The organism is Gammaproteobacteria bacterium, assembly GCA_032250735.1.
Taxonomy (GTDB): Bacteria; Pseudomonadota; Gammaproteobacteria; order SZUA-152; family SZUA-152; genus SZUA-152.
On sequence record JAVVEP010000006.1, the window covers coordinates 125094 to 144036 of the forward strand.

Annotated in this window: 13 protein-coding genes and 1 riboswitch; of the genes, 4 read left to right on the top strand and 9 right to left on the bottom strand. The window is 61.6% G+C overall.

The genetic code is table 11. The features are described 5' to 3' along the window. Positions 1–15: 15 nt before the first annotated feature. Positions 16–828: a TonB family protein gene (locus RRB22_05645; GenBank protein MDT8383879.1), complete on the bottom strand. Its 813-nt coding sequence runs from the start codon at positions 826–828 to the stop codon at positions 16–18. Positions 829–837: 9 nt separating this feature from the next. Next, a complete protein-coding gene (locus RRB22_05650; protein MDT8383880.1) occupies positions 838–2811 on the bottom strand; it encodes a TonB-dependent receptor in 1974 nt (657 codons plus the stop codon). A 126-nt stretch (positions 2812–2937) separates the two neighbouring features. Further along, positions 2938–3162, bottom strand: a riboswitch (cobalamin riboswitch). 157 nt (positions 3163–3319) lie between these two features. On the opposite strand from RRB22_05650, the gene RRB22_05655 reads away from it, so the two are divergent. Next, positions 3320–4039, top strand: a complete 720-nt coding sequence (locus RRB22_05655) for a ParA family protein (protein ID MDT8383881.1) — start codon at positions 3320–3322, stop codon at positions 4037–4039. A 97-nt stretch (positions 4040–4136) separates the two neighbouring features. Here RRB22_05655 and RRB22_05660 read toward each other — a convergent pair whose 3' ends face one another. The 3 genes from RRB22_05660 to RRB22_05670 are packed head-to-tail and all read right to left on the bottom strand — an operon-like array spanning position 4137 to position 6628. Then, positions 4137–4922 carry an ABC transporter ATP-binding protein gene (locus tag RRB22_05660; protein ID MDT8383882.1) on the bottom strand — a complete coding sequence of 262 codons (786 nt, stop codon included), beginning with the start codon at positions 4920–4922 and terminating at the stop codon, positions 4137–4139. Further along, positions 4919–5929, bottom strand: coding sequence for an iron ABC transporter permease (locus RRB22_05665; GenBank protein ID MDT8383883.1), 1011 nt, complete (start codon positions 5927–5929; stop codon positions 4919–4921). Before RRB22_05665 ends, RRB22_05660 begins: the two co-directional genes overlap by 4 nt. Before the next feature lie 18 nt (positions 5930–5947). Then, positions 5948–6628, bottom strand: coding sequence for an HAD family hydrolase (locus tag RRB22_05670; protein MDT8383884.1), 681 nt, complete (start codon positions 6626–6628; stop codon positions 5948–5950). Between the two features lie 153 nt (positions 6629–6781). Between RRB22_05670 and RRB22_05675 the strand changes: the two genes are divergently transcribed. After that, entirely contained in the window at positions 6782–7273 is a 492-nt protein-coding gene (locus RRB22_05675; GenBank protein ID MDT8383885.1) for an RNA pyrophosphohydrolase, read from the top strand. Between the two features lie 103 nt (positions 7274–7376). Then, positions 7377–9641, top strand: a complete 2265-nt coding sequence (gene ptsP / locus RRB22_05680; protein MDT8383886.1) for a phosphoenolpyruvate--protein phosphotransferase — start codon at positions 7377–7379, stop codon at positions 9639–9641. A gap of 11 nt (positions 9642–9652) precedes the next feature. Here the strand turns inward: ptsP and RRB22_05685 are convergent, their stop codons facing one another. Beyond that, positions 9653–12586 (bottom strand): hypothetical protein, encoded by a 2934-nt coding sequence (locus RRB22_05685; GenBank protein MDT8383887.1) that lies wholly within the window; start codon positions 12584–12586, stop codon positions 9653–9655. Positions 12587–12606: 20 nt separating this feature from the next. Next, entirely contained in the window at positions 12607–15693 is a 3087-nt protein-coding gene (locus RRB22_05690) for an efflux RND transporter permease subunit (GenBank protein MDT8383888.1), read from the bottom strand. Positions 15694–15888: 195 nt separating this feature from the next. Here RRB22_05690 and RRB22_05695 point away from each other — a divergent pair, with 195 nt between their 5' ends. Next, a complete protein-coding gene (locus tag RRB22_05695; GenBank protein ID MDT8383889.1) occupies positions 15889–16083 on the top strand; it encodes a hypothetical protein in 195 nt (64 codons plus the stop codon). Between the two features lie 41 nt (positions 16084–16124). On the opposite strand, the gene RRB22_05700 is transcribed toward RRB22_05695, so the two are convergent. Then, positions 16125–17159, bottom strand: a complete 1035-nt coding sequence (locus tag RRB22_05700) for an efflux RND transporter periplasmic adaptor subunit (protein ID MDT8383890.1) — start codon at positions 17157–17159, stop codon at positions 16125–16127. A 119-nt stretch (positions 17160–17278) separates the two neighbouring features. After that, positions 17279–18559, bottom strand: a complete 1281-nt coding sequence (gene hemL, locus RRB22_05705; GenBank protein MDT8383891.1) for a glutamate-1-semialdehyde 2,1-aminomutase — start codon at positions 18557–18559, stop codon at positions 17279–17281. Between the last annotated feature and the right edge of the window lie 384 nt (positions 18560–18943).

Consider the following 18943-nt stretch of genomic DNA (forward strand, 5'->3'; position numbering starts at 1 on the left):
GCCGATTCATCTGCTTTAACTTTCGTGTAACTGGTAACGCACCGGCAGTTGCAACTCCATTGCCTGAAGGCGACCCAGTGTGTCAGGCAGGAAAATCTGTTCCAGCTTGTTAATGGCATTCACCGCAGAACGATCGAGTAGCGAGTGACCTGAGCTTTTCGCCAGACGCACATTGTGGAGATGACCGGTGATATTGATGTCGAAGGCGACCATCACCTCACCCTGCCAACCTCTTCTGCGGGCGACAACAGGGTAGCTCAGATAGCGGTTCAGCCGACTTTGTAATTCACCCAAAAGATAGTTGCGTTGTGTTTGTCGTTGACTGGCAAGTTGTTTGGTTGTCAGTGGTGCTGTGTTGTTTGTTACAGCCGTTGCCGTGGTGACCGGTTCGGTCTGTCGAGGTGTTTCCTGTAGTCTACGCAGTCGAGGTGGCTCCGCGCCTATCCCCGTTGTTGCTTCGGATTTTTTCTCGGGATGTGTTTTGAATTCGGTGTTACTGGTTGCTGAAATAGTTGAAACCGTTGATGGCTTTGTGGTCTCTGCTTTGGGTGTTAATTGACGCTCTTTGGTCGAAGGTCTTTCTGGCTGAGTCAAAGGCGCAGCCTTGTGTGATTGGGGTAGCGCGGGTTGATCTTTCGCGGGCGATAATACCGTGCTGATGATGGTCGCACCGAATCGGCGTTCGCTCAATTGCACGACGGGCTCTGCTGGAAACAGCAGGCTTACCCCATGCGCCAGTGTCGATAAAACAACGAAGGCGAGCAACAGCCACGACACATTGGGGAAATGTGCCGGGGCCATTGGCTCGCCTTGATTGCGGAATTGCATAAGCGGTGTTTACAACTCACCCTCGAACGTAATATAAAGCGCGCGTTCGGGCAATGGGTAGTAGGTGTATGGCGGTGTTAACCACCAGGCATAGTAGCCGGCGTCAGCGACATTGACGTTAGTTAGATTTTGCACCAATACGCGCGCTTTCCAATGACTGAACTGCTGGATGTAACTCGCATCCACCTGAGTGTAGCTGCGCATTTGTTTGCCGACGTTAGCAAAGTCATTACCAAAATAGCGTTTGCCATTATGCGCGACATTCAGTCCCAATTGACGCTTGTCATCTAACTGGTAGTTGCCGGACATGGTTAGCTTGTGTTTCGGTACCTGTGGGACGATGTTGTCGTCATTGTCGCCGGCGCGGAAGCTGGCCTTGCGATAGGCATAACCCGCGTTGATCGACAGTTGTGAAGTGATAGTCGTGTTTAAGTCAATGTTAAGGCCGTCATGACGGGTCTTGTCGAGATTGACGTTGGCGCTGCCGTCGTAAGCAATTTCATCGTTGATATTCATGCGGAACAGGTTAGCGCTGAGCTGCATGCCATTGCCAAAGGTTTGCCGTGTACCAATCTCTACATGATTGGCGGTCTGTGGTTTCAGTAGGCCAATGCTGCCGTCATAGTAGCTCCACATTTCATCCAGCACTGGCGAACGAAAGCTGCGAGCAAGGCGTACATAGTTGCGGCCACCGTAATTATGCTTATGGCTCAGGGTGATGTCGGCAGCATTGAGTTTATCACCGCTGTCGTCGCTGACTTGGCCGCTGAGGGTGCCGTCGTTTTCAATATCCAGTTTCACTTGCTGATGCCGAGCGCCAAAGTTCAATGATGTACTGTCACCGAAGTTAATGGTGTCAGTAATGTACAGGGCATAACTGTCGCGAGTGATTTCGCTGTCATTGATGATGAAAGCGGGTGGAGCAAAGGGGGAATTGTCCCATACCGCATTTGTTTCCAGGCGGCTGTGGTAAAGGTCGGCACCGGCTACCAAATTGTGATTGCCGTATTGACGCTTGGTGCGCGGCGTGAAAGACAGGGTGCTGAGATCCGCCACGACGTCGCCGAATACAAAGGCCTCCTGATGTTTTTTGCTTAGAGTCAACTCGGCGGCGAGATTCTTGCCGGCAAAGTAGCCTTCAATGGCAAAGCGCCGTTCTTTGGCCTGTTCCAGGGGGTTGGCGGAGGCGGAGGGGTTGGATTTGAAGGTCGCCTCATCTAACGCGCCCGGTAATTGCAGTTTTTCGCGGCTGGCATTAATGCGCGCGCCATAGTTTTTACCGTCACGTTCGCGGCTAACCTCGGTCATCAGACTGAAACTATCGAAGGCGCCGTTGTCGCGGTAGCCGTTGGATTTCAGACCATCGAAGGCGAAGGACAGTGCGGTATCGTTGGCGAGAGTGCGCAGGTCACCAGACAGGCGTTGCGTCTGGAAAGAGCCAGTCTGCAATTTAAGCGTGCCCTGCTCGCCGTCGAAACCGTTTTTGGTGACGATGTTGATGACGCCGCCGACGGCGTTATCACCGTAGAGCACCGTGCCGCTGCCGTAGACGATTTCCACTTGCGCGATGCTGTCCAGCGGGATGGCGGCGAGGTTAGCACCTTGCAGGTCCACATCGTTGAGACGACGACCGTTAAGTAGCACCAGGGTGTTTTGGCCGCTGTTACCGCCGAAGCCACCCATGTCCACCTTGGCCTTGGAACCGGAGATGCCGAACAGGTTGGACACGCTAATGCCGGCCTGTGCCTTGAGTACATCAGACAAGGTGCTGGCATTGCTGCGCGCAATGTCTTCAGCAGTAATGGTGGTGACGTTCACGGGCGCGGTGTCGATGCTGGCCGCAAAGCGCGTGGCAGTGACCACGACCGGCGCTGCTGTCATGAATTTGTGTGCGCTATCATCAGCAGCGATAGCGGTTGTGCTGGCGATACTAGCCAGCGCAAGGCTGCTAACGGTAAATAGATTGTTGATGGCGATTTTCAAACGGCTACTCCCCAAAAATATTGCGCACACCCGCGCGCGTTTTTATTTTGACTGCTGCATTGGGGAATTGAGGAGGTCGAAAAAGGGCCGCAGCGCCTATCGCCCGCCATCGTCGCCCGCCGCAACGTTGTCTACGGATGCTCAGGCCGGTCTCCGGGCTTATGAGTGATCTTTCGATCCGGCAGATGCCTTCCCGTGCACAGGCACAGTGGCGTGATATCTGCCGCGAACTCAATTACCGTTGCGGGGGCAGCACTGGAATAGTCTTGCGAAGGGCTCGCGTGACGCACCAGTTTCCCGTTTCATCCCTGGAACGAAAGTTCATGGGACACCTGAAACAGGCGGCTACTGTATGGATTGATCGGCCGAGCGTCAAGCCTGTGGGGCACCTAAATCCCTGTCGATGATCGTCTGGCCAGTGTTGAGCAACTATTTTGGCCGTTTATCGCGCCCCGTTTCTGCCAGCCCGTTCTCAGGTTTTGCCCTCGGCTTGCCGTATAGTTTCGTTATGCAGCGTATTCTCGTACTCAACGCAAAAGGCGGTTGTGGCAAAACCACGCTGGCGACGAATCTGGCCAGCTATTATGCCGACCGTGGACGGGTCACTGCGCTGCTGGATTATGACCCGCAGGGCTCCGCGATGCGCTGGCTGAGCCTGCGGGATGCCGAGCGCCCGGCGATACACGGCATCGCCGCCTTCCAGCGCCGCCGTGACGTGACCCGCGCCTTTCAGCTGCGCCTGCCGGTCGCCGCGGAGCGGGTGATCATGGATGTGCCGGCCGGGGTATCGGGCCTGGGGCTGGTGGAATACGTGCAGCGCGTCGATGTCATCCTGCTGCCGGTGTTGCCCTCGCCCATCGATATCCATGCCGCGGCGCATTTTATTCAGGATCTGTTACTGGTGGGCAAGATTCGCAGCAGCGGCGTCAAGCTCGCGGTAGTGGCTAATCGGGTACGGGAAAATACCCTGGCCTTCAAGGACCTGGAGCGATTTCTCGCCACCCTGCGCCTGCCACTGGTGGCGACCCTGCGCGACAGCCAGAATTACATCCGCGCCGCCGAGCAGGGTCTGGGTATCCATGAGCTGGAACAGGGTCGCACCCTGCCGGATCGTCAACGCTGGGCCTCGCTCACCGGGTGGCTCGCGGAGCAGGCCGAGGCCTCGCCCCAGAATCAGGCCTCGACCCGGCTGGCCGGCGTGGTGCCGATTGCCAGTTTTACGTGCTGAGTAGGAGGCCAGTGAAATCGCCGAGGGGGCTCGGCTCCTACCAGTGCGCAAGGGCGTAATAACCGAAGGGCATTGCCCACCCTCAGCACTAAAAAAATCACCCCGGCAGATAAATCGTTCCCTTTGGTCCCTGCACCGAAATCACCGGATGCCCGTAGAGTCGTGACAGGGTGTCGGTGTTCAGCACCTCGCGGGTCGGCCCGCTCAGGTGCTCGCCGTCGCCGAATAACAGCAGCAGGTGATCGCAGAAACGGGTGGCGAGGTTGATGTCGTGCAGGATCATCAGCGAGGCGCGTCCCTGCTGGCTCACCCGTTGCGCGAGCAGGGAGAGCAGGCCGATCTGGTGATGGGGGTCGAGGTGGTTGGTGGGTTCGTCGAGCAGGAACAGCTGCGGGTCCTGCACCAACAGCGTGGCCAGGGCCAGCCGACGACGTTCGCCGCCGGACAGGGTGTTGACCTGCCGGGTGCCGAGGCCTGCCAGCCCAACATCGCCGAGCGCGGTCAGCGCCAGGGCCCGGTCGGCCTCGCTCTCCCACTGCCACTGGCCGAGCCAGGGGTGGCGGCCGCTGAGCACGGTCTCCAGCACCGTACCGGGAAAGGCGTCCACATCGTCCTGCAGCAGCACGCCGATCTGCTGGGCGATGCGCCGACGCGGCAGCGCCGCGAGCGCCTCTCCACCCAGCCATAAACTGCCCTCGCGGGGCGCGCGCAGCCCGGCGAGGGTGTGCAGCAGGGTGGTCTTGCCCACGCCATTCACGCCCAGCAGGCCCCAGTGCTGACCGGCCTGGATGTCCATATCCAGGCCCTGACACACGGACTTGCCGCCGATCTCGACGTCCAAGGCCCTGGCCTGCAACAGGGGTGGTTGACCTGCCGTGCTCACAGCCGGCCCCCGCGTCGATGCAACAGATACAGGAATACCGGCACCCCCAGCAGGGCGGTGATCACCCCCACCGGGAGTTGCTGGGGGGCCAGCAGGCTGCGGGCTACGGTATCGGCCAGCACCAGCAGGCTGCCGCCGGCCAGCACTGCCGCGGGCAGCAGGCGGCGGTGATCGGTGAGTCCCAGCAGCCGCAGTAAGTGAGGGATTACCAACCCCACAAACCCTACGCTGCCTGCGATAGTGACGGCGGTGGCGGTGAGCAGGCTGGCGACGAGGTACAGCATCAGGCGCAGCCGGGCGACCGATACGCCCAGCGCCCCGGCGGCCAGCTCGCCGCGGGCCAGCACGTTGAGGTCGCGGGCGAGGGGCAGACAGGCGAGCAGGCCGAGGCCGAGTACCAGTAGCCCCCAGTGCGGGGGTGGGGTGTGGCTCAGGTCGCCCATCAGCCAGAACAGCATGCCGTGCAGGCCACGTTCCGGGGCGATGGCCAGCATGAAGCTGATCACCGCCCCCCAGCCGGCGGCCACCACCACCCCGGTGAGCAGCAGCCGCAAGGGGCTCCAGTTGCCCCGGCCGTGGGCGAGGCCGAATACCAGCAGCATCGATAGCAGCGCACCGGCGAAGGCATTGCCGCTGGTCCAGGCCGCACCGAGGCCCAACAGCATCGACAGCAGGGCGCCCACGGCGGCGCCACCGGAGATGCCGAGGATGTAGGGATCGGCCAGGGGGTTGCGCAGCAGCACCTGCATCAGCGCCCCGGCCAGGGCGAGCAGGCCGCCGGCGGCGAAGGCGGACAGGGCGCGGGGCAGGCGTAGCTCCATGATCAGGGTGCGGGGCAGGTCCGTGTTGTCAGGGCCCGCCGCCCCGCTCAGCACCCCCCATAGCACATCCCACAATACGCCCCACAACACATCAACCGAGAGGGGCACACTGCCCACCGCCAGTGCCAGCAACAGGCTCAGCGGGGCGATGATGAGCAGCAGCGGCAGGGGGAGGCGGGGGCTCATCGGCGGGCCACGGCCCGTTCAGGCATCAGCGGGCGCAGGGATTGCGCCGCGCAGGCTGATGATCGGCCAGCCCTTGCTGCGGGCGTGATCGGCCAGGGTGGTGTCGGGGTCTACTGCCACCGGGTGGGTGACCAGCTCCAATAGCGGCAGGTCGTTGTGGGAGTCGCTATAGAACCAGCTGTGGGCCAGATTTTCCTGATGCCCGGTAAGCCAGTGTGTGAGCCGCTCGACCTTGCCGGACTGAAAGCAGGGCGTGCCCGCGACCTGCCCGGTGTAGCGCCCGTCGATCTCCTCCGGGGTAGTGGCGATGAGGTGTTCCACCCCCAGGGCCGCAGCGATGGGGGCCGTGATGAAGCTGTTGGTGGCGGTGATGATCAGCAGGGTGTCGCCCTGGGCGCGGTGTTTTTCCAGCAGCAGTTGGGCGGCGGGTAGCATCACCGGGGTGATGATCTCCTGCATGAATTGCTGGTGCAGGGCGTCGAGGGTGTCGCGGCTGTGCTCGCTGAGCGGTTTCAGACTGAAGGCCAGAAACTCGAAGATGTCGAGACGGCCGGATTTGTAGTCGTTGTAAAAACGCTGGTTTTCACGGGCGTAGACCTCGCTGTCGACCAGGCCCTGCTGCACCAGAAACTGGCCCCACAGGAAATCGCTGTCATCGCCCAGCAGGGTGTTATCGAGGTCAAAAATAGCCAGGCTCATGATCTGCATCTCTTGATGGTAATGGCGGTGTTGAGTAAACGAGCGCCATCATAGCGAATGCCGGCCCGTGCGGGAAACGCATACGGCTTGCGTGGTTGGCGGGGGATGTGGAACAATCAAAGCTAATTTTTAACATAAGTCTTTGATTGAACGATGATTGATTCTGAGGGTTACCGGGCCAATGTGGGCATGATCCTGTGCAATGCGCAGGGGCGTCTGCTGTGGGCGCGACGCATTGGTCAGGATGCCTGGCAGTTTCCCCAGGGTGGCATCAAACCCTATGAGACTCGCAAGGAGGCCCTGTTTCGGGAGTTGCAGGAGGAGATCGGTCTCACCTCGAGCCAGGTCGAGCTGCTGGGCTCCACCCGCAACTGGCTGCGCTACGAGCTGCCGAAACGCTTTTTGCGCCACGGCTCCATGCCGTTGTGTATCGGCCAGAAACAGATGTGGTACCTGCTGCGACTCACGGCCAGGGACGAGGACGTGCGCCTGGATGTCGGCGCCCAACCAGAATTTGATGACTGGCGCTGGGTCGATTACTGGCATCCCATGGAAGAAGTAGTGTCCTTCAAGCGCGAGGTCTATCGCAGCGCGCTGCAAGAGCTGGAGCCCTTGTTGAAGACCATGCTCAGCCGCGCATCCTGATCCACAGCGTTAGCACACCATGAGCGGGCGCAGACTCGCGTAGATCGGTAATCACCACCCCGGATTCATTATCCCGGATTCAACACGCATCACGAGGCCGTCCATGCTCAATACGCTACGACGCATCATTCAGGAAGTCACCGCAGCCAGGGATCTGGATCAGGCCCTGGAGGTGATTGTGCTGCGCGTGAAAAAGGCCATGAAAGTGGATGTGTGCTCCGTCTATCTGCTGGACAAGGCCCACCATGAAAATGTGCTGATGGCGACCGATGGACTGAACGCAGAGGCCGTGGGCATGGTGCGCATGAAACATAACCAGGGCCTGGTCGGCCTGGTGGGCGAGCGCGAAGAGCCCGTCAATCTGGCCGATGCCCCGAGCCACCCCCGCTACCAGTATTTCCCCGAATCCGGAGAAGACCGGTATCACGCCTTTCTGGGGGTGCCGATCATCCATCACCGGGAACTGCAGGGCGTACTGGTGGTGCAGCGCCATTCACGGCTGCATTTCAGTGAAGACAAGATCAGCTTTCTGGTCACCATCGCGGCACAGCTGGCGGGGGCGATTGCGCATGCGGCGGTCAGTGGCGGGATTAACGGCCTGAACAGCGGGACACGTGAGCTTGCGCCCCTGACCGGGCAGTCGGGCGCGCCCGGCGTGGCGATCGGCACCGCGGTAGTGAATTATGCCCTGGTCAATCTGGACTTTATTCCGGATCGCCCGGCCGGTGATGTGAAGCAGGAGATCCGGCGTTTCAAGACCGCGGTGGCCGAGGTGCGCAAGGATATCCAGTCCATGTTAGAGCGCATGCAGGAGGTGTTGCCGGCAGAGGATCGGGCCTTGTTCGACGCCTATCTGCTGATGCTGGAAGGCGAGGCCATCACCGGTGAGGTGGTGCGGCGTATCAAGAATGGCAACTGGGCCTCCGGCGCCCTGCGCGAGACCATCGTTGAGCACATTCAGGCCTTTGATGCGATGGAAGACGAGTATCTGCGGGAGCGTGCGGATGATGTGAGGGATCTGGGCCGGCGCATCCTGGAAAAGCTGCGCGCCAGGGAGCCACAGAAGCCGAAGAGATTTCCCATCCGCACCGTGCTGGTGGGGGATGAAATCACCGCCTCCATGCTGGCTGAGGTGCCGATCAAACGCCTGGCGGGCGTGGTCTCGAAGCGTGGTTCACAAACCTCGCACGTGGCGATACTGGCGCGCGCCATGGGCGTGTCCGCGGTGATGGGTGTCGATGACCTGCCGGTCAATCGAATGGATGGCCGCAGCGTCATCGTTGATGGTTACGCTGGCCGCGTGTACGTCAATCCATCAAACGCCATTCGTGAAGAATTCAAACACCTGTTGCGTGAAGAGGCGGAGCTTTCCAAAGAGCTGCGTGAATTGCGCGACAAGCCGGCGATCACCCCCGACAATGTGGGTATCCCGCTGTACGTCAACAGCGGTCTGCTGGCGGATGTGACCCCGGCCAGAAAGAGTGGCGCGGAAGGTATCGGCCTGTACCGTACCGAATTTCCGTTTATGGTGCGTGACCGTTTTCCGGGCGAAGACGAGCAATATCATATCTATCGACAGGTGTTGAAATCCTTTTCTCCCGCGCCGGTGACCTTGCGCACCCTGGATGTGGGCGGCGACAAGTCCCTGCCCTATTTCCCCATTGAGGAAGACAACCCCTTTCTGGGCTGGCGTGGCATTCGCATCAGCCTGGATCACCCGGAGATCTTTCTGGTGCAATTGCGCGCCATGCTGCGCGCCAGTGCGGGATTCAATAACATGAATCTGTTGTTGCCGATGATCAGCAGTGTCAGCGAGGTGGACGATGCCCTGCGCCTGTTGCGGCGCGCCCATCATGAGCTGATCGATTCCGGTGTCAGCATCAACATGCCGCGTGTCGGGGTGATGATCGAAGTGCCCTCGGCGGTGTATCAGGTGCGCGAGCTGGCCAAGCGCGTGAATTTTCTGTCCGTGGGAACCAACGACCTGACCCAGTATCTGCTGGCGGTCGATCGCAACAACTCCCGCGTCGCCGGTTTGTACGATTCCCTGCACCCCGCCGTGCTGCGCGCCCTGCAACAGGTACTGGAAGGCGCCAAGGCGGAAAAGACCCCGGTCAGCGTGTGCGGCGAAATGGCCGGTGATCCTGCCGCCGCGATTCTGTTGTTGGGCATGGGGGTGGATTGTCTGAGCATGAGCGCGCCCAACCTGCTACGGGTGAAATGGGTGATCCGCACCTTCACCCGGCGCAAGGCGCGCATGCTGTTAACCGAGGCGCTGACCTTTGAGTCCGCCCATTCCGTGCGTAATTTTCTCAATACCGCGCTGGAAGATGCCGGGCTGGGTGGGCTGGTGCGCGCTGGGCGTTGATTCGCAGTTTCCTAGAAGAAAGGAACATACGCCTCAAGGTAGGCCTGATCTTCTCCGCCGAGGTCAAAACCCCTGGTGAAACCCATGCGCAGATCCATTGCCAGCCAGTAGCCGAGTACCAGCTCGGCGGTCAATTCGATGCCCGCACCCCGTCGTAGGCGGGGGATGCCATCGGCCTGATTCCAGCCCTCACCCCAGTTATAGAGCAGTTTGCCGTGCAGCTGATGCAGGCCGATGGGGGGTGCCATCAGGCCCCGTTCCACCAGGGCGATGGGGAAACGCCATTCGGTCTCGAGCAGTGCCATGCGCCGGCCGCGCAGATCGGCGCGCCCCTCCGCATAGCCGTGCAGCGGATAACGGCGGTGACCGAAGAGGCTGCGGGTGGGGGTGCCGGCCGTTGCCTGAGGGGCCGGTGCGACGCTGGTCTCCAGGGTGCCGCCGAGCCGAAAGGCGCGGGGCTGCTCGGTGCCCCAGCCGAACATCGCGCGGGCGGCGAACACGTGCTGGCCCGGCAGGTCGATGAACTCCCGCCAGTCGAGGCTGTAGACCTGGCCGCTGTAATCGCTGTCCAGGATCTCATTGTCTTCCGCGACCAGTCGCAGCTGGCGTCCGTAACTGGGGCTGATGGAACGCGGGTAGTTGCGGCTGGAGTTGAAGCTGACGGCAAGCCCCAGCAGACGGTCGTAAAAGGTCGGGGCCGGACCAAGGCCCGAGACGATCTTCTTGTCCGCCTCCGTTTCGCTCACCATGCCGGCGTGCAGCAGCCATTGTTGCCGGTAGCGAAACAGGGGCCAGATGGCCTCGGCGGAAACGATGTCCGAGTTGCGATAGCGTTCCACCTCGTCAGCACTATCCAGATACGCCAGCACCTGTCGGTCTAACGAGAACTTGATACTTGGGTCCCAGCGATCATAGAGATAGTTCAGTCGTCCCACCAGCCACTGATGATCCGTGTCATAACCCAGCAGCAGGTTGTACTGATGCCGACGCAAGGGGTCCGCGCCAAAGGTGGTAAGGCCTATTTCGCTGCGCACCTCGTCAAACTGTAAGTAGGGAAACCAGGAGGTCGGCGTGATGCGACCCAGTGCGTTGTAAGGCTCGCTACGTGTGTCTTGCAGGGCGGCAAATTGCTGCGCGCGGGTGCCGGTGGTGGTCGGCAGGGGAGTGATATCCCTGGCGGCATCCAGGTTCACGGGCGCGATATCGCTTAGCTGAAACAGGTCGTAGCCACTGTTGCCCAGACCCACGTAAACCAGCCGCTTGCCGGCGGGAGTGTGGTACAGGACGGGCGAGGTCGCCTCGCCGATCACGTTGGTCAGTCTTTGCGGCTGGTGGCTGCCCGCCTGCAGCTGGTAGATGTTAAACACGCCATCATAATCGGCGCTGAACACAATCGTCTGTCCGTCGCTGGCAAAGCGCGGGCTGGTCTCGATCGCGGTGTCATGGGTCAGCTGCGTCCACTGGTGGCTGCGGATATCGAAGCGTTCGAGATTCCACAGGCTGTCGGGCCGCCAGACCGACATCACCAGGCTGTTGCTATCGGCGGACCAGTCCATCGCGCTGATCACCGTGTCATCCACGCCCTGCCACAGGCTGTCGAGTTTATTGCCGCGGGCATCCAGTCGGTGCAGGGCGTGCTGACCCAGTTGGTTATGTACCGCGATAATCTCCTGCCCGTCAGGACTCCAGACGGCATGCAGGTAACGCTGACCACGGGTCAGGGCGGTTTTTTTCCCGCTGGCGGGATCAATGTGGTACAGGTCGGAGAAGGCGTTGGTGTTGTCGACCAGGTCGACCTCGGCGGCGACAATGCCGGCCGTGGGATGCAGGTCAAAACTGCTGCCGCGCACATCGCTGACTATTTCTGGTTTGCGCTCGCCGTTGCGCAGCAGCATCAGCCGGGGCTCCGATTGCAGATCGTTTTGCAGATAATAGATGTCGCCCTGGGCGGAGATTCTGGGGTTGGTGGTGAAATAGCCGGTGTCGGTCAGGGCCATGCCGCTGACCTCGCCGGCCTGGCGGATGTGCTGGATCTCGGCCGAAAACGCGGTGCGCAGGTGGGCGCGAAACTCCTCCCACAGCGCGGCCATGTCCTTGCCATAGACCCTGCGGCTGTTGCTGTTGAGCGCAAAGGGCAGCAGGTTATTGCTGTACTGCTCGATCAGCTCGGTGATCTTTGCTGTGCCACTGCCCGGCGTGCCACTGTCCGTCACCGCACGCTCGGCCAGAAACTGATAAAAATACACCCCGTAGAGATAGCGCGTAGTGTTCAGCGGCCAGCTCACCAGCGGCTGATTGACCTGCTGCAAGGGCTTGATGCCGGCGACTACCTCCTGCCGCATCATGCCCCGGAACTGGCTGCTCTGGCCGCGGCCGATGCCGCGGGTTATGTCGGTCTCTTCGTAGGTCGCCAGGCCTTCAATCAGCCACGGCGGCTGCAACAGGTTGGGAAACAGGAACAGGTTGCGCCCGAACAGTCTGCGCAATTGCGCCGGCGTGCCGCTGGCCTTGTCCAGGTGCAGCACGTGGGTGTACTCGTGAGTGATGAGCAGCTCCAGCCAGTGGTCATGATCGGTGATCATGCCGTTGCCGACGGGCGCGCTGACCAGCAGCTGCATCAGGTTGCGCGGCAGTGGCGTGGCCGAGCCATTGGCATAATCAAAACGATCGGTGAGCAGCACCTGGGTGCGCTGTTGCGGGAGCCAGTTGTACTTCCTGCTGAGCCTGGTATGCACCTGTTCGGCGATGGCCCCAACCTGCTGTGCCAGCGCCGCCTCAGCGTCGTGAAAGTGGATCTCGAAGTGTTCGGTGTACAGTGTCCGCCAGTGCAGGCTGGGATCCTGGGTCAGGGCCGCATGCAGCTGGCCGCAGCAAGCAATTAACATTGTGCCGAGAATAAGGCGGAGTAACTGGGGCGTGATCCTTGCCCGCATGACATTGCGCATGATCATCCTTCTTTATTGTTTTATTCCGTCATTCTATGTGACACAGGGAGCCGCATAAAGGCGCGATACAGCAAAGGTATAACAAAAAGTGTCAATACGGTGGAGAATGCCAGGCCCCAGACGATGGCCGAGGCCACCGGTCCCCAGATCAGGGATTCGCCGGCCAGGCCGGCGGCCAGTGAGAACAGGCCGGCGATGGTGGTCAGCGAGGTGATGATGATGGGTACCACGCGACGGCGTGCGGCATAAATCGTTGCATGCAACACGCTCATGCCGGCATTCAGCCGCCGGTTGGCGGCGTCGATCATGACGATGGCGGCGTTCACCGCGATGCCGACCAGGGCCACCACGCCGTACAGGGTGAACATGCTCAACGGATTGCCGGTGGCGATCAGGCCGAAGGTGACGCCGGTGAAGGCCAGCGGCACGGTGGCTAGTATCATCAGCGGCTGCCAGTAGCTTTTGAACTGGGTGCCGATGATCAGATAGATCAGTCCGATCCCGAACAGGAATAACACCAGCATGGAATCCAGGCTCTCCTGGATGTCTTCCAGCTCGCCGGAATAGTCCAGGTCGACGCGGGGGTGCTGGTGACGAATCTTCTCCCAGTCCTGCAGGATGAGCCGGTTGGCCTCCAGGGTATCCATCTGTGATTTATCGAGATCGGCCTCCAGGCTGATGGCGCGGCGGAAATTGTGGTGGCGGATATTGCTGCGGGTGAGGCCGGTCTCCGCCGACACCAGCTCGCCCAGCGGTATCTCGCCGCCCTGCGGCAGGGCCAGCGGCGTTGCCAGCAATTGATCGATGCTCTGCAGGCTGCTGCGCTGGGCCTGCACCCGCACCTCCACCCGTTCCGATTCGTATTGCATCGAGGCCACCACATCACCGTCAAACAGCAGGCGCACGGTGTTGGCCACGGCGGCGGGGGCCAGGCCGCTACGGTGTACCGCGTCGGTATCCAGTTGCAGTTTGAGCTCATGCTTGCCCGGGCTGTCGTTGTCGGCGATATCCCGCACCGCTGGCATGCCGCGCATGATCTCGCGCAGGGCATCGGTTGCCGCCCGCAGTTCGGCAAAGTTGTCACCGCGTATCTTGATGCTGATGGGTTTGGTGACGGGCGGCCCCTTGGCGAGCTTGAACAGGGTGATGAGGCGCGGGGCCGCGGTGTCCATCACCTCGGCGCGCATGGCGTCGATGACCTCGCCTACCTCGCGCATGTCGCCGCGTTTGGGATTCAGGCTGATGAAGACCTGGCCATAGTTGTCGCCAAAAAACGGCGCGGTCTCGGTGAACATCTGCCCGGCGGTGGCGCTGACGGCGCGGGTCTCGTCGTCGCGCAGGTGCCGGCGCGCCTTGTTGGCGATGGCCTCCACGGTATCCATGGTCTGTTGCAGGGTGCTGCCTGGCGGCATCTCGACATTGATGTAAAAGGCGCGCATCGGGTCGAAGGCAAAAAATTCCAGCCGCACCATGCCGCTGCCGATGGCGCCCAGGGCCGCGAGAAACAGTACCAGCACCAGCGCCAGCGAACGCTTCGGCCGGCGCAACACCCGGACCAGCAGCCGGCTGTATTTCAGGCGCAGCCAGTGGTTGAAGCGGCTGCGCTGACGTTGCAGCCTACCCGGTGATGACAGGTCCAGCCTGCTCATGGAGAGGTGCACGGGCAGCATCCAGAAGGCCTCCAGCAGGCTGATGGCCAGCGCCACGGAGACCACAAACGGCACCACGAACATGAACTTGCCAACAATGCCGGGCATCAGCATCAACGGCAAAAAGGCCGCCATGGTGGTGGTGACCGAGGCGGTCACCGGGGTGAAGACCTCGGCCAGGGCATCCAGCGCGGCCTGCAGGGTCTGCGCGCCACGCTGCAGGCGGTAGTAGATGGCCTCCACCACCACCACCGCGTCATCCACCAGCATGCCGAGCACGATGACCACCCCCAGCAGGATATTCTGATTCAGGGTCTGGCCCGTCGCGCTGAGCAACCAGAAGGTGCCGGCGAGGGTGAAGGGGATGCCGATGCCGATAAAAAAGGCGATGTGCGCACCGAGAAATATCCAGGTGATCAGCATCACCAGCAGCAGGCCGAGCAGGGCATTGCCCTGCATGATATCGATCGCCTCGCGGGTGCTTTCGGTCTGGTCGTCGAGCAGGGTGAGCTGTAGGCCGGACTGCGCCAGCACAGGGTTTTTCTGTTGCTGGTAGTGGTTGATGCGCTCAACCAGATCGAGAATATTGCTGGTGGCCTGCTTGGTGACGGCAAGCGTGACCCCGGGCCGGCCATTGAAGCGCGATAGCTTGGTGAATCGGTCGTGCCCCCAGCTGACCTGGGCGAGTTCGCCGATGGTGATCTGCTGCGGCACGCCGATGATCGGCAGGCCGGCCAGGTAGCCTGGGTCGGCATCGGTGCCGATCACCCGCACTAACCAGGATTGTTGGCCCAGGTGCAGGTCGCCGGCGACCACGTCCCGAAAATAGCTGCGCACGGTATCGGCAAGCTGGGCGGGAGTAACGCCCTTGTTGCGCAGCAGGACGGGATCGAAGCTGACCTGTAATTCCGGCTCGGCAAAACCGGCCTCGATCACGCTGTTCACCCCCTTGATGCGTTCCAGGTCCTTGCGCACGTTCAGCGCCGCCTTGCGCAGCACCTCGTCATTGGCCTCGCCGGTGAGGATCAGGGTGGCGGTGGGAAAATTATTGGAGGTGGTGATCTCCAGGATCACCGGATCCACGGCCTCGGCCGGCAGCTCCGCATTGGCGCGGTTCTGGATCTCGCGGCGCAGGTCGTTGATGCGCTTGTCGAAGCGGCGCTCATCGATATCTTCAAAGCGCACCAGGATGTCGGAGATACCCTCGCGACTGGTGCTGGAGACAAACTTGATGTCCTGCACTTTCTGGATGGCCTCTTCCAGCGGATCGGTGACCAGCTTTTCCACATCGCCTGCGGCGGCGCCCGGCAGCGCGGTGACGATGCTGATCCAGTTGAAATTGACGTCAGGGTCCTGGGCCCGCGGCAGTTGCAGATAACTCAGGCTGCCGACCAGCAACACCACCGCGAAGCTGGTGTTGGCCAACACATGGTTACTCAGCAAGGCCTTAAGCCACATCGCACACTCCCCACGCCCTGATGATGGTTAACGGCTGGTTTTTCACAAAAGCTTCACAGTGCCGTCATCAAGCATACACACATTCTCGGCAACATTGCCCGTGTAACCGCTGGTGAAGTGGCAGGGAAACCGCGTGATGCACACCACGGTAGGTAGGCCGGTGTTTGGTAATCAACAGGCAAGAGGAGAAATGCAATGACCTTTTTTATTCGAGAATGGCCCAACAAAACGGCGACCCTGATGGCGGATAACGGCGCCGTGCTGTGGACCTTTGACAGCGTCGAGGCCGCCCAGCAGGTGTGTCGTGACTGGTACCGCCTGCAGATCCGCAAGGAAGACATGATGGACATGAACGATGACTTCGACCTGATGGTGGCGCGCTGCGCCTGAGGGGGTTGCAGCCGCGATCAATAGTAACCGGCGCCGCCGGTTCAGGGCAGTACCGCGCTGCCGGTGTCGAGCACCGAGATCGCATCGCCGTCATTCAGGCGATAACGGCCCTCGGTGATGACGGCCGTCTCCGGCTCCAGTCCCGCCACCGCCGGGCGGCCGATCTCGGCCCCCTCAATAGGCACGAAGCGGGCCGTGTCGCCGGCCTGCACCAACACCCCCAGCCTGCCCTGACGCTGGCTGATCAGCTCGGCCGGCAGGTGGGCCTGGATCGGTGACCACACCAGCCTGCCGGCGGCGCCGGGTAGGGGTGGTTGCGCGGTGAAGCGCAGGCGGGCCTCCTGGGTGCGGGCCTGGGTATCGAGCGCCGGGACAATGCGGCGCAGGCTGACCGGGTAGCGCTGCCCTGCGCTCACAAACACCGGCGCGCGATGGCGCTGTTCCTCTCGCGGTTCATTATAAGCAAGGTCAGCGGTCTGGGCAGGCGACAGGCGGGCGGCCAGTTCCAGGTTTTGGGTGTCCATGATGCGCAGCAACGCGGTGCCCGGATGGGCCAGTTCACCGAGCTGGGCGATGCGCTCCATGATCAGCGCCGCGAAGGGCGCACGGATCTCGGTCTTGTCCAGTTGTTGGCGGGCCTGGGCGACGGCGGCCTGTCGCCCCTGCCGTTCGGCCAGCAGGGCGTCGCGCTCGGCCTCGCGCTGCTTGAGCAGCTGTTCGGAGACCGCCTGTTGCTCGGACAGGGCGCGGGCCCGCTGCAGTTCGTAGTCCGCCAGCCCCAGCCTGGCCTCGACCGCCGCCAGCGCCGCCGCCTCCTGTTGCTGTATCAGCTCAAAATCCCGGCCATCGAGGCGCACCAGCAACGCGCCCTTTTCGACGCGGTCGCCCACCTGCACGGGGATGTCCACAATCCGGGCCTGGAGCTCGGCGCTAAGGCGGCTGTGGTTGTCGCTCACCACCGTGGCCGGGGCACTGAGTGGGGGATAGATGGCCAGTTCGGCAAACGGCTGGACATGCACCGGGATGGGCGCGGCGGCCACGGAATGGCTGGCAATCGAGAATAGTAGGGTGGGCACCGCCCACCAAAAATACTTAAGCGCAGTGAACTGGTGGGCGGTGCCTTTATGCCCTGGAGGGTACACCCTACACGGCCGCAGGGACATCCGTGTCCGCGTCATTTTTTGTCTCCGGGTCATTACAATTGGGCGAAGACTTTTTCCGCGGCGTCCAGGGTGGCGGCAATTTCGGCCTCGCCATGGGCCGCGGAGACAAAACCGGTCTCGTAGGCCGAGGGCGCCAGGTACACCCCTTCGTCCAGCATCAGGTGGAAGAATTTCTGGAAGCGCTCGATATCGCAGGCCGAGACCTGGGCGAAGTTGGTAACATGTTCTTCCTCGGTGAAGAAGAAACCGAACATGCCGCCCATCTGGTTGGTGGTCAGTGGAATGCCGGCCGCCCTGGCGCGGGTCTTCAGGCCTTCGCAAAGCTGTGTGGCCGCAGCGCTGAGGCCGTCATGGAAGCCCGGCGCGGAGACCAGTTCCAGGGTCTTGAGACCGGCGGCCATGGACACCGGATTGCCCGACAAAGTGCCGGCCTGGTACACCGGGCCCAGCGGCGCGATGTATTCCATGATCTCGCGTTTGCCGCCGAAGGCGCCCACCGGCAGGCCGCCGCCGATGACCTTGCCCAGGGTGGTGAGGTCGGGGGTGATGCCGTAGTGTTGCTGGGCGCCGCCGAGGGCGACGCGGAAGCCGGTCATCACCTCGTCGAGGATCAGCACGGAGCCGTATTCGTCGCAGATCTCGCGCAGGCCTTCGAGGAAGCCGGGTACCGGCGGGATGCAGTTCATGTTGCCGGCCACCGGCTCGACGATGATGCAGGCCACGTCCTTGCCGATCTCGGCGAAGGCCTGTTTTACCGAGTCGATATCGTTGTAGGTGAGGGTGATGGTCAGCGCGGCCAACGCGGCGGGCACGCCCGGCGAGGTCGGCACGCCCAGGGTCAGGGCGCCGGAACCGGCCTTCACTAGCAGCGAGTCGGCGTGGCCGTGGTAGCAGCCCTCGAATTTCACAATCTTGTCGCGGCCGGTGTAACCGCGGGCCAGACGAATCGCGCTCATGGTGGCCTCGGTGCCGGAACTGACCATGCGCACCATCTCACACGACGGCACCAGCTCGCAGACCTTGTCGGCCATTACCGTTTCGATGGCGGTGGGTGCGCCGAAGCCCAGACCGTTGGCCACCACGTCCTGTACCGCCTTGATCACCTCGGGGTGCGAGTGACCGACAATCATCGGCCCCCAGGAACCGACGTAATCCACGTAGCTTTTGCCGTCCTCGTCGGTGATATAGGCCCCTTTGCTGGACTTGAAAAACACCGGGTCACCGCCCACCCCACGGAAGGCGCGCACCGGCGAATTGACGCCACCGGGGATGTGGGTCTGGGCGGCAATGAAGAGGTCGTGGGAACGGGTCATGGGTTTACCTTTTTCGATGTAGTTATGGTTGTGCCCGCCGCAGCCAGGCCCTGCGATGGGGCAGCTCGCGCACAAGCAAAGGGGCCGATATTTTGGCGGGTTTCGGGCCTGCTGGCAACCGAGCCCGCAGGCGCTGTGCAAACCACTGAAACGCGAACGGCGATGTGGCGGGGCGATGTAGGCGGTCTTACGGCAACAGGAAAAGCCAGGTAGAGAGGGTGTTTTTTTTGCGTCCACGCGGAATCAGCAAAAACATATAGAGAGGTGTAAGCTTCCCCAGCACGGTAGAGATAAAGGGTAGAGAGGATACTTGTCCCTTTGGCTTGTTTCCAACGAGGTGGCAGAGCTCGGAGCGGCGCCTGGGCAGTGGTCAGAAAAACAGTC

What these genes read in the sequence shown, in the direction of transcription:
- RRB22_05690 (MDT8383888.1), bottom strand. Translation starts at nt 15,693, where the DNA reads ATGTGGCTTAAGGCCTTGCTGAGTAACCATGTGTTGGCCAACACCAGC.
- ptsP (MDT8383886.1), top strand. Translation starts at nt 7,377, where the DNA reads ATGCTCAATACGCTACGACGCATCATTCAGGAAGTCACCGCAGCCAGG.
- RRB22_05655 (MDT8383881.1), top strand. Translation starts at nt 3,320, where the DNA reads ATGCAGCGTATTCTCGTACTCAACGCAAAAGGCGGTTGTGGCAAAACC.
- RRB22_05645 (MDT8383879.1), bottom strand. Translation starts at nt 828, where the DNA reads ATGCAATTCCGCAATCAAGGCGAGCCAATGGCCCCGGCACATTTCCCC.
- hemL (MDT8383891.1), bottom strand. Translation starts at nt 18,559, where the DNA reads ATGACCCGTTCCCACGACCTCTTCATTGCCGCCCAGACCCACATCCCC.
- RRB22_05695 (MDT8383889.1), top strand. Translation starts at nt 15,889, where the DNA reads ATGACCTTTTTTATTCGAGAATGGCCCAACAAAACGGCGACCCTGATG.
- RRB22_05670 (MDT8383884.1), bottom strand. Translation starts at nt 6,628, where the DNA reads ATGAGCCTGGCTATTTTTGACCTCGATAACACCCTGCTGGGCGATGAC.
- RRB22_05665 (MDT8383883.1), bottom strand. Translation starts at nt 5,929, where the DNA reads ATGAGCCCCCGCCTCCCCCTGCCGCTGCTGCTCATCATCGCCCCGCTG.
- RRB22_05685 (MDT8383887.1), bottom strand. Translation starts at nt 12,586, where the DNA reads ATGCGCAATGTCATGCGGGCAAGGATCACGCCCCAGTTACTCCGCCTT.
- RRB22_05675 (MDT8383885.1), top strand. Translation starts at nt 6,782, where the DNA reads ATGATTGATTCTGAGGGTTACCGGGCCAATGTGGGCATGATCCTGTGC.